Genomic DNA, 618 nt, shown 5'->3' on the forward strand with positions numbered 1-618 from the left:
AAGTAGAAGCAATAGGGATAAATATAATCTTGGCAGCAGTACTGATTTTTTTGGTTAAATAAACATAGGCTATGAAGCCGATGGCTGCAATTAATGATAGGAATGGTGTTGTTGATTTTGACATTACAAGTAGGATAACGGGAATTATCCAAATGAAATATTTATAATTTACCCCTCTTATTTTTTGAAATAGCAATAAGATGATAAAGAAAGCAGATACTCTACCTAAAATATTTTTAAAGCCAAATATACCTTGCCATAACCCTAAATGGTCAGGGTCATTTGAGCCATCATCAATACCGATGGATGGAAGTAATATTGAAACAAAAAAACTAATTAGTAATGACCAGAATAGTGCTAATATCATGATATCAATAGAGTCGTGCTTATTTTTATGTATAACCAATGATAAAGAAAACACCATGCATCCAAATAAAGCAATAGAACGACTCAAGGACAACTTCATCTCGAAAGAGAAAACACTGGAAAGTAATGCAACTATACATATTAATAACGGGAAAGTTGATATCTTAATTAACATAGCTATGTTTGTATTGCTTCGAATTATAATTATTGATGATATAAAGTATATGCTAGCACTTATTGGAGTGAATATAC

2 protein-coding genes are annotated in these 618 nt (G+C 30.7%); one reads left to right on the forward strand and one right to left on the reverse strand.

The features are described 5' to 3' along the window. Positions 1–421, reverse strand: a 421-nt coding sequence (locus tag L4C32_RS20785; protein ID WP_428198783.1) for a hypothetical protein, incomplete at its 3' end; no start/stop codon positions are given. A gap of 1 nt (position 422) precedes the next feature. Here L4C32_RS20785 and L4C32_RS20790 point away from each other — a divergent pair. After that, on the forward strand, positions 423–618 hold a 196-nt coding region (locus L4C32_RS20790), incomplete at its 3' end, for a hypothetical protein (RefSeq protein ID WP_428198784.1).

Source organism: Aliivibrio kagoshimensis (genome assembly GCF_050337105.1).
Taxonomy (GTDB): Bacteria; Pseudomonadota; Gammaproteobacteria; order Enterobacterales; family Vibrionaceae; genus Aliivibrio_A; species Aliivibrio_A kagoshimensis.